Source organism: Hydrotalea sp. (assembly GCF_049968455.1).
GTDB lineage: Bacteria > Bacteroidota > Bacteroidia > Chitinophagales > Chitinophagaceae > Hydrotalea.
Genome location: NZ_JBMFQT010000001.1, coordinates 111,115 through 121,619 on the forward strand (window position 1 = coordinate 111,115; position 10,505 = coordinate 121,619).

Below are 10,505 nucleotides of genomic sequence, written 5' to 3' on the forward strand. Positions count from 1 at the left end.
AAACTTAGTTCAACAAAACAAGCATATCATTTAGAAAAATGCCATTTTTAATCTACAAAAAAGTAGTACCATGATATTAGATTCAAAAATTCCATCAGGCCCTATTGAACAAAAATGGACCAATTATAAAGGTCATTGTAAATTGGTAAATCCGGCCAATAAACGCAAATTAGAAATAATTGTAGTAGGTACCGGATTAGCCGGAGCCAGTGCTGCAGCCAGTTTAGGGGAATTAGGCTATAAAGTAAAAGCATTTTGCTTTCAAGATAGTCCGCGTAGGGCACACTCCATTGCAGCACAAGGTGGAATTAATGCTGCTAAAAACTATCAAAATGATGGTGATAGCATCTTCAGATTATTTTATGATACTATTAAAGGAGGCGATTATCGCAGCCGGGAAGGTAACGTTTACCGCCTTGCTGAAAACAGTGCCAATATTATCGATCAATGTGTTGCTCAAGGTGTTCCATTTGCCAGAGAATATGGTGGTGTATTAAGTAACCGTTCATTTGGTGGTGTACAAGTACAACGCACTTTTTATGCTGCAGGCCAAACAGGGCAACAACTTTTAATAGGCGCTTATCAGGCATTAGAACGCCAGGTAGCATTGGGTAATGTAAAAATGTATTCCCGCCATGAAATGCAGGAATTGGTTATTATAGATGGAAAGGCAAGAGGAATTATTGCCCGTGATTTAGTAACCGGAAAATTAGAACGCCATTTCGGGCATGCTGTTTTATTATGCAGTGGTGGTTATGGGAACGTTTTCTACCTATCTACCAATGCAATGGGTAGCAATGTAACTGCAGCATGGAAAGCGCATAAAAATGGTGCATTATTTGGTAATCCTTGTTTTACACAAATACATCCTACGTGTATTCCTGTAACCGGCGAACATCAAAGTAAATTAACCTTAATGAGCGAATCCTTAAGAAATGATGGCCGAATATGGGTTCCCAAACAAAAAGGAGATACGCGTAAAGCCAGCCAAATACCTGAAGAAGAAAGAGATTATTACTTAGAAAGAAGATATCCTGCATTTGGTAATCTGGTACCTCGTGATGTGGCTTCTAGAGCTGCCAAAGAAAGATGTGATGAGGGTTATGGAGTAGGCTCTTCTAAACAAGCAGTTTATCTTGACTTTAGTGCTGCTTTTGAAAGATATGGTACAACAGAAGCAGGTATTCACGGTATCGATAATCCTTCAAAAGAGCAAATTATATCACTCGGTAAACAAGTAGTAAAAGAAAAATATGGTAATCTTTTCGATATGTATGAAAAAATTACCGGCGAAAATCCTTATGAAGTTCCCATGCGCATCTACCCTGCAGTACACTATACCATGGGTGGGTTGTGGGTTGATTATGAATTAATGACCACTGTAAAAGGATTATATGCATTAGGTGAAGCTAACTTCTCCGATCACGGTGCCAACCGCTTAGGTGCAAGTGCCTTAATGCAAGGCCTTGCTGATGGTTATTTTGTAATACCCTACACCATAGGAAACTATTTGGCAGATGAAATTTACAATAAACCCATTTCTACCGACCATGAAGCATTTCAATTAGCCGAGAAAAAAGTTCAGGAAAGATTAAAAAACTTGCTAAGCATAAAGGGAACACAACCTGTTGAAAATTTCCACAGGCGTTTAGGTAAAATTATGTGGGATAAATGCGGAATGGCCAGAAATGCCAATGGTTTACAGCAAGCCATTCAAGAAATTCAACAATTGAAAAAAGAATTTTGGAGTGATGTGAAAGTACCCGGTGGTTTACATGAATTAAATCCCGAATTGGACAAAGCAGGGCGTGTAGCAGATTTTATTGAATTAGGGGAATTAATGTGCATTGATGCTTTACACCGCAATGAAAGCTGCGGCGGACATTTTAGAGAAGAATATCAAACTCCTGACGGTGAGGCATTACGCGATGATGCTAACTTTATGTATGTTGCTGCATGGGAATTTAAGAATGATCACCAATGGGAATTACATAAAGAACCATTACAATATGACGTAATTAAGCCTACACAAAGAAATTACAAATAATTTAGTCGGAATGATATTCAATTTTTAAAGATTTTAAATTTTTACTATGGAACACTATACCATGAATCTAAACCTAAAAGTTTGGAGACAAAGCAGCAAAGAGGCAAAGGGTAGTTTTAAAATGTACCGCGTTGAAAACATTTCATCGGAAATGAGTTTTTTGGAAATGTTTGATGTGCTAAATGAACAATTAATAAAAGCAGGAGAAGACCCAATTGCATTTGACCACGATTGTAGAGAAGGCATTTGCGGTATGTGTTCAATGTATATTAATGGTAAACCTCATGGACCCTGGCAAGCAAATACTACATGTCAATTACACATGAGGGCTTTTAAAAATGAAGACACAATTGTAGTTGAACCTTGGCGCGCCAATGCTTTCCCTGTAATAAAAGACTTGGTTGTAGATCGTTCCGCTTTTGACCGCATAATTCAGGCAGGTGGATATATTTCTGTGAATACCGGTAATGCTGTTGACGGAAACGCAATTTTGATTGATAAAGAGAATGCTGATAAATCTTTCGCTGCTGCCATGTGCATTGGTTGTGGCGCTTGTGTTGCTGCTTGCAAAAACAGTAGCGCAATGCTTTTTGTATCAGCCAAAGTTTCCCACTTAGCACTTTTACCTCAGGGCCATCCTGAACGAAATACACGCGTTTTGAATATGATTGCCCAAATGGATAAAGAAGGTTTTGGAGCTTGTACTAATACAGGTGCCTGTGAAGCTGCTTGTCCAAAAGAAATTTCTTTAACAAACATTGCCCGCTTAAATAGTGAATATATTACGGCAAGTTTGGTGGCAGAAAAATAGAAATTAAGTGATTGCCATATTCCATCTCACCACTACTTAAGGTGGTGAGATTTTTTTTTGCATTTAATTCTTATGTTAAAATTTATTGTATATTGTACTTTCATATTATTCATTAACATACGCATTATGCATAACTAAAACCATTATCTAACAGCTTATTTACATACCCACCTATTTAGCTTAATTTTTATGCCTAACAGTTTTTTTGCTTTTAAACAATTTACGGTTCATCAGGAAAAATGTGCAATGAAGGTTTGTACAGACGCCTGTCTTTTCGGTGCAATTATGGCTAATTATCTTGAAAAGCAAAATGTTAATAGCCTTGCAGATATAGGCACAGGAACAGGTTTATTAAGTTTAATGGTGGCACAGAAAAATAAATGCCTGATTGATGCGTATGAAATAGATGAAAATGCTGCTTTACAAGCTGAACAAAATTTTAATCGTTCACCATGGCATGCCAAACTTCGTATCATTAAAGGCAATATAAAAACCCTACACATTAATACCAGCTATGATTGGATTATTTGCAACCCCCCTTTTTATGAAAACAGCCTAAGAAGCAATAATCAACATAAAAATATTGCCATGCATAGCCAGGAATTATTGCTGGAAGATGTGCTACATATTTGCGAGGAATGTTTAAATGGGCAGGGGAAGTTTGCTATTTTATTACCCTACTTTAGAAGTACTGCATTTATTGGTATGGCGCACCAAAAAAAATTTTTTCTTGAATATAAGCTAGATATAAAACCAAGTCCTAAGCATCACTTTTTTAGAACTATTTGTATTTTTTCTAAACAACCAACCCCTTTACTTACCGATGATACACTTACTATTCGTGAAGTAAATAACAATTACACAACCTATTTTACCGAGTTATTAAAGGACTACTATCTCTTTTTGTAACAACTTTACTTTTAGTGAACTGCGTAATCAGCTAAATAATTAAAATGATTGGTTAATTGGCCTTGTTTTAAAATAGTAGCCCGCTCTACCATATCATTACCTGAACCCAACAAATCGGGTAATACATGTTTTATCAATTGTTCCCCAAAATAACGACTGGCATCACGTGGCAACTCATTAGGTAAATTACCCACTGCAATTACATCAATACTGCCCGGTAAATAAGGCGCTGTTTTAGTAAAAGTTTTTCTATCAACTCCATAAACTGGGTCTTCAATAGTTTGGTCACCTAAGTTAATCGGAATTGAACCATGCGCATCATCTGTTATGTCTGAAATAGTTTGAATAGCAAAATGCTCATCAATATCAGATAAATCAAACAACCGAGGCATATCTTCTGTCCAGAATATTCCATTCATTAAAATATCTGAACAATGGGCATAAGGTAAAAAACGACTTTTATAATGGGTAGGATGTGAATGAAAATGTTCTCTTTGGTATGTTTTTAAGTGCTTATGGGTAAATAAATCAGGCCCTTTCAATTGTACATATACCGGATAGGTAAATTTTTTTTCTAAATATTCATCGGGTTCAACTTCGGTAATACCCATTAAATTCATCACCTCTAAAATACCATGTGCTACTCTTCCACTGCCGGTTACGGCAATTTTCACATTGGGTAATTTCAAACCAAAATATTGATGAATTAATGAACGATAATCTTTCTCTTCATAAACCCTCCCCAATTTATACAAGCCTGTCCTATTGCCATAACACATCATACCATTGTGGGCCCCTACAACCCCTGCAAAAAAACCAAAACCAATAACACGTTGCCCATCTTCATGTTCTAAACATTCATAGTCAATTAAAGTAATTTTTTTATCAATCATTGTATGAAATAATACTTGATTGTAAGGTTGTTTTTTCCGAGTATGTGAAAAGAATAAATAAGTTTTGTTGGCTATTAGAGCATCTTTAGGAACTTCCTTAATGCCCATTAAAATATCGCAATCAGAAATATCATTCACTACAGCAATGCCGGCACGTTTGTATTCTTCATCACTAAAACAACGATTATTTGATGCTTCTACTACAATATTAATATCTTTAAAATGTTGCATTAGCCATTTGCATTGCGCCGGAATTAGTGCTACTCTGCTATCGGAAGGAACCTTACCTTCTTTAATCAATCCAATCTTAATCATACAGCAAACTTTTACTGCCTAAAGGTATTTTATTCAATACAAATTGTAACAATTTAGGCATCTTTTAATACAAATTAGTTAGATGCATTGAAATAGTTGGAAGATAAATTATTAAAATAAATTTCATTATTTTAATTTATTGAAATAAATGAAGCTAACAAAAATCATTTTTTAAAGTTTACATCAATCGTTATTTTGCAAATAAAACATGCAAGCAATTGAATATGTAACTGCAGCTAATGCATTATCCATTATACAAAGCAACCAAAGAGTATTTATACACGGTAGTGCCTGTACCCCACTTTTTTTATTACGCGAATTAGCCATGGAAGCTCCACGTTTACAAAATGTGGAAACGGTATTTATTACAGTGCAGGGAGATATAGTAATTGATAAACCGGAATATCAAAACGCTTTTCACATTAACTGTTTGTTTGTGTCTGCATCTGTTCGTGAAGCCGTAAACAGTGGTCGGGCCGATTTTATTCCCGCATTTTTAAGTGATATACCCGATTTGTTTAAAAAGAATGTGCTTCCCATTGATGTGGCCATTGTTCAAGTTTCACCACCCGATGAGCATGGTTATTGCACTTTAGGCTTATCGGTTGATATTGCACGTACAGCCGTAAACACGGCTAAATATATTATTGCACAAGTAAACCCCAATATGCCTAGAACACATGGAGACGGGTTGTTGCATGTTAGTCATATTACAAAAATGGTTTATCATGAAGAAGCTTTACCCGAATTAGATTATGCCAGTAAAACCGGAGCAGCCGAAATTCAAATTGGAAAATATATTGCTGAAATGATTGATGATGAAAGCACACTGCAATTGGGAATCGGCACCATTCCAGATGCTGTTTTAAAATCATTGCACAATCACAAAAACTTAGGTTTACACACCGAAATGTGTAGTGATGGTGTGATAGATTTAATGGAAAAGGATATAATTAACAACAAGTATAAAAAAATTCACCCCAATAAAAATGTTACCAGCTTTGCCTTTGGTACCAAACGATTGTATAGTTATGTAAATGATAACCCTGCTTTTGCTTTTTTAGATATTGATTATGTAAATGATCCTCATGTTATTAGAAGAAACAATAAGGTAATTGCCATTAATAGTGCTATTGAGGTTGATATTACAGGGCAAATTTGTGCCGATAGCATTGGCACCTATCAATATAGCGGTATTGGTGGCCAAATGGATTTTATGCGAGGTGCTGCTTTAAGTGAAGGAGGTAAACCCATTATTGCCTTAACAAGCAGAACCAAAAAAGGAATATCACGCATTACCCCACATTTAAAAGAAGGAGCCGGGGTAGTTACAACACGTGGCCACATACATTATGTTGTTACAGAATTTGGAGTTGCTTATTTATATGGAAAAAATTTACGGCAACGTGCAAAAGCTTTAATAGCCATTGCTCACCCCGATGACAGAGAGACATTAGCCAGGAGTTGCTTTGAACGATTTAAAATTTTTGTTTAATTAATAAAATTATGGCACCGAATTTTGTGTATTAAAGCATATAATGTAATATTGCAGCCCCAAGCCCAGATGGCGGAACTGGTAGACGCGCCAGACTCAAAATCTGGTTATCGCAAGGTAGTGCAGGTTCGATTCCTGTTCTGGGCACAAAAGTGGTTGTAAAACCACTTTTTTTATGCCCCATTGCTATTAAAACATGATAGATTGTATACACCAATGATTCCTTATTTTTTGTTATTACAATAACACAAACAAATGTTCATATTAATTATCTTTAGCCGCTAAAACCAGAGAAGCATGTTGAAAGTAGGAGTATTTGGCGTTGGCCATTTGGGAAAATACCACTTAAATAATTGGAAAGAAATTGAGGGGATTAAATTAGTTGGTTTTTTTGATCCGAATAATGAGGAAGCAAAATTGGTTGCGGAGCAATATGGCATAAAACGCTTTTTAGATGAAGAAAAGTTGATAGATGCTTGCGATATTATTGATGTTGTGGTGCCCACCGACAAACACTTTGAAATATGTATGTTAGCCATTCGAAAAGGCAAGCATGTATTTGTTGAAAAACCTTTTACCCATACCATACAGGAGGCCAAAAGCCTGGTAAACATGGTTAAAGAAGCGAACGTTAAATTACAGGTGGGTCATGTTGAACGCTTTAACCCGGCTTATTTAGCACTAAAAGATGTACAATTAAACCCCATGTTTATTGAAGTACATCGTTTGGCTCAATTCAACCCTAGAGGAACTGAAGTAAGTGTTATCCTTGACCTAATGATTCATGATATAGATATCATTTTAAGCTTAGTAAAAAGCGGTGTAAAAAATATTTATGCAAGTGGAGTTGCGGTTATGACAGATACGCCAGATATTGCCAATGTACGCATAGAATTTAATAATGGTTGTGTAGCTAACTTAACAAGTAGCCGTATAAGCATGAAAAAAATGCGCAAGATTCGTTTGTTTCAAAAAGATGCTTATTATGGCATTGACTTTTTAGAAAAGAAAACGGAAATAATTACTTTAAAACAGCCGCAAGACGAGAATAGCTTTACGTTTGATATTGAAACACCACATGGAACTAAAACCATTGCTGTATCAAATCCCGAAATTCAACCGGCTAATGCTATTTTGTTAGAATTACAAAGTTTTGTTGATGCCATTAACAACAATACTCCCACGTTAGTGAGCGAAATAGATGGATTGTTGGCGCTTGAAGTAGCCCACCAAATTCTGCAGAAAATTAACAGCAATAATATTGCTATGTCATAACTTAATACCATGTTTTATAAAACTTTGGAAATAGAGTTAGCAGATAAAAAAGGCCAATGGCAGCCCATGCAAAACAAACATATTTTGTATGGAATAACTAAACGCGTTATTGATGTTTTATTTTCAATAACAGCAATTATTCTATTACTTCCGCTAATTATTTTCATAGCTATTAAAACCAAATTTTCTTCGCCGGGAAATGTTTTTTATTCTCAACAACGTGTAGGATATAAAGGAGTGCCGTTTACTATTTATAAATTTAGAAGTATGTACGCTGATGCGGAAGTAAATGGGCCTCAATTATCAAGTGATACGGATGGCCGTATTACCCCCTGGGGAAAAATTATGCGGAAATGGCGGTTAGATGAAATACCACAATTATGGAACATTATTAAAGGGGATATGTCGCTGGTTGGACCAAGACCTGAAAGGCAGTTCTATACTAATCAATTGATACAAATAGTACCCAACTATGCCTCACTGTTTCTGGTAAAACCAGGATTAACATCCTTAGGTATGATAGAGTTTGGATATGCATCAAACCTCAATGAATTAATAGAAAGAGCGGAATATGATTTGATTTATATTCAGAAAAGATCGTTTTTATTAGACATGGCCATTATTTTAAAAACCTTTCTTATTATTTTATTAGGCAAAGGGAAATAAAGCGTTATGCAGGATAGCAATTGGCAAATAATACCCGCATCCGCAATAAATGAAGTAAAATGGAACCATTGCATTAATCAATCAATCCAACCAAGCATTTACGCCCAATCATTTTATTTAAATGCTTTATGCGCGAATTGGTTAGCATTTGTTTATAAAGATTATGAAGCTGTTATACCAGTTCCATTTAAAAAAAAATGGAGCATTCAATATTGTTATCAACCCCCATTTATACAACAATTGGGTTTATTCGCTGCCAACATTAATGACAACCTATTAAAAGGAATTAATTATGTGATAAAACATTTCACCTACGGAGATTTATATATTCCCTACCCACAATTACCTAAAGCACTTGAAAAAAATAAAGCCATATTAAAAGATAACTTTAAATTACATCTACATAACGGCTATGCATTTATACAACAAAATTATTCAGGTGATTTAATTCGGAATTTAGAAAAAGCACAAAAGCATAATTTAGTGCTTGTGGAAGACCTCCATCCGCAGTTGGTATTAGAAGCATTTTATAGATTATATGGTAATACCATGAATTTATCCCGGCAGCATACCAATACTTTTTTAAAGCTTTTATTAAAAACAGAGATGCAAAATAAATTTTTGGTATTAGGAGTTCATAATACCAACCAAAGGCTTATTTCGGGGGGCATTTTCTTAATGCATGAAAGTAGAGTTTATAACATCATACATTTTGTGAATGAGGAAGGAAGAAAACAAAGTGCAGGTCATTTTTTAATTGATCAATGCATAAGAAAGATTGCCGGCAATAGCAAAATTTTCGATTTCGAAGGTTCATCTTTGCCGGGCGTACAGTCGTTTTACAAAAACTTTCATCCAAAGCATTGTCCTTATTGGCATATACACATTAATCAATTACCAATTCCATTGCGTTGGTTAAAACAATGAAGGATCATCCAGAAACTTTTCGGCTATCAGTAAGTCAATAGGGCGTGTAATTTTTATGTTTTGATGTTCACCTTCTATTAAGTGTATGGGGACACCACTATACTCAACCACAGTTGCTTCATCAGTAAATTCAGGTTGGTGTTCTTGCTGAAAAGCAGACAACAAAATGTCACTTCTAAAGGTTTGTGGTGTTTGAATTAAAAATATTTCATCACGATTTAAAGGCTTTGAAGCATCATTAATTGTTTGCCGAATACTATCAGTAGCTTTAATGGCAGGTATTGCACTACCCTTTTCCATGGCTTGATGATAACATTGTTGAATAAGTTTTGCACTAATTAAACAACGTACTGCATCGTGTACAAAAATAATAGCATTGGTTTGTGGAGGAATAATAGATAAACCGGCTTTTACCGAATGAAACCGTGTAACACCACCAGCAACAAGCCGTATACGTTGATGAAGCGGTATTTTTGCTATAAGCTCCTTACCCATATTTAGATAGGCGTCCGGCAGTACCAATATAATTTGTAAGTCAGGAAATGATAACAAAAAAGTTTCGAGGGTATATTGTAATACAGGCTTGTTTTTAAGCGGTAAAAACTGTTTAGGCAATGCACTTCCCATTCTAACTCCGGAGCCACCGGCAACAATTATCGCAATTTTTTGCATGAAATGAATATTCGTTAATTGCAAAAGTAGCTGTAAATCTGAATTACAAAACTAGTAGCCGCTATTGTTCGCCATATATACCAATTTCGAATAACCCATTACTTGTTTTTGCAGCACGATACATACCGGCACTATTAAATACCATTGCAATATTTCCTTTCGCATCAACGCCAATCATACCGCCTTCCCCTTTCATGGCAACTAATTTTTTATGTACCACTTCGTGCATGGCCTCTTGCAATGTAAAGCCTTTATATTCCATTAAGCAACTAACATCATGTGCTGCAACAACTCTTAAAAACATTTCACCATGACCGGTACAACTAATACCACAAGTTGCATTATTGGCATAAGTACCCGCACCAATTACCGGGCTATCGCCAATACGACCATATTTTTTATTTGTCATACCACCAGTACTGGTTGCTGCGGCAATATTTCCTTCAGCATCACAAGCTACAGCACCTACGGTTCCAAATTTTTTATCACGCATTA

The 10,505-nt window shown here is 35.6% G+C and carries 10 protein-coding genes and 1 tRNA gene (1 of these 11 running past the window's edge); 8 read left to right on the top strand and 3 right to left on the bottom strand.

Annotation, left to right across the window (positions count from 1 at the left end; genetic code table 11):
- Nucleotides 1-70 precede the first annotated feature (70 nt).
- The 3 genes from ACP5P5_RS00525 to ACP5P5_RS00535 all read left to right on the top strand — a co-directional run bounded on the left by ACP5P5_RS00525 (nt 71) and on the right by ACP5P5_RS00535 (nt 3,767).
- A complete protein-coding gene (locus ACP5P5_RS00525) occupies nt 71-2,047 on the top strand; it encodes a fumarate reductase/succinate dehydrogenase flavoprotein subunit (RefSeq protein ID WP_428284169.1) in 1,977 nt (658 codons plus the stop codon).
- A gap of 46 nt (nt 2,048-2,093) precedes the next feature.
- The gene (locus ACP5P5_RS00530; RefSeq protein WP_428284170.1) at nt 2,094-2,858 is read left to right on the top strand and encodes a succinate dehydrogenase/fumarate reductase iron-sulfur subunit; all 765 of its coding nucleotides are present in this window, start codon (nt 2,094-2,096) and stop codon (nt 2,856-2,858) included.
- A gap of 246 nt (nt 2,859-3,104) precedes the next feature.
- Entirely contained in the window at nt 3,105-3,767 is a 663-nt protein-coding gene (locus ACP5P5_RS00535; protein WP_428284171.1) for a tRNA1(Val) (adenine(37)-N6)-methyltransferase, read from the top strand.
- Between the two features lie 11 nt (nt 3,768-3,778).
- Here ACP5P5_RS00535 and ACP5P5_RS00540 read toward each other — a convergent pair whose 3' ends face one another.
- Nucleotides 3,779-4,975 carry an NAD(P)-dependent oxidoreductase gene (locus ACP5P5_RS00540; protein WP_428284172.1) on the bottom strand — a complete coding sequence of 399 codons (1,197 nt, stop codon included), beginning with the start codon at nt 4,973-4,975 and terminating at the stop codon, nt 3,779-3,781.
- A gap of 208 nt (nt 4,976-5,183) precedes the next feature.
- Here ACP5P5_RS00540 and ACP5P5_RS00545 point away from each other — a divergent pair, with 208 nt between their 5' ends.
- From ACP5P5_RS00545 to ACP5P5_RS00565, 5 genes are all read left to right on the top strand, one after another.
- Nucleotides 5,184-6,470, top strand: a complete 1,287-nt coding sequence (locus ACP5P5_RS00545) for an acetyl-CoA hydrolase/transferase family protein (protein ID WP_428284173.1) — start codon at nt 5,184-5,186, stop codon at nt 6,468-6,470.
- A 63-nt stretch (nt 6,471-6,533) separates the two neighbouring features.
- Nucleotides 6,534-6,617, top strand: a tRNA-Leu gene (locus tag ACP5P5_RS00550).
- A gap of 150 nt (nt 6,618-6,767) precedes the next feature.
- Complete coding sequence (locus tag ACP5P5_RS00555; RefSeq protein ID WP_428284174.1) at nt 6,768-7,745, top strand: Gfo/Idh/MocA family protein; 978 nt, start codon at nt 6,768-6,770, stop codon at nt 7,743-7,745.
- A 9-nt stretch (nt 7,746-7,754) separates the two neighbouring features.
- Nucleotides 7,755-8,411: a sugar transferase gene (locus tag ACP5P5_RS00560; RefSeq protein WP_428284175.1), complete on the top strand. Its 657-nt coding sequence runs from the start codon at nt 7,755-7,757 to the stop codon at nt 8,409-8,411.
- 6 nt (nt 8,412-8,417) lie between these two features.
- The gene (locus ACP5P5_RS00565; RefSeq protein WP_428284176.1) at nt 8,418-9,338 is read left to right on the top strand and encodes a GNAT family N-acetyltransferase; all 921 of its coding nucleotides are present in this window, start codon (nt 8,418-8,420) and stop codon (nt 9,336-9,338) included.
- Here ACP5P5_RS00565 and ACP5P5_RS00570 read toward each other — a convergent pair.
- Complete coding sequence (locus tag ACP5P5_RS00570; RefSeq protein ID WP_428284177.1) at nt 9,327-10,010, bottom strand: 2-C-methyl-D-erythritol 4-phosphate cytidylyltransferase; 684 nt, start codon at nt 10,008-10,010, stop codon at nt 9,327-9,329. The two genes, ACP5P5_RS00565 and ACP5P5_RS00570, sit on opposite strands and share 12 nt — an antisense overlap.
- Nucleotides 10,011-10,071: 61 nt before the next feature.
- A protein-coding gene (locus tag ACP5P5_RS00575) for an isoaspartyl peptidase/L-asparaginase family protein (RefSeq protein WP_428284178.1) crosses the window boundary here: on the bottom strand, nt 10,072-10,505 show its final stretch. The gene runs 607 nt beyond the window's last position; 434 of the gene's 1,041 nt are visible here — the last part of the coding sequence; its start codon lies off the right edge, out of view — the gene reads right to left on this strand; it ends in the stop codon at nt 10,072-10,074.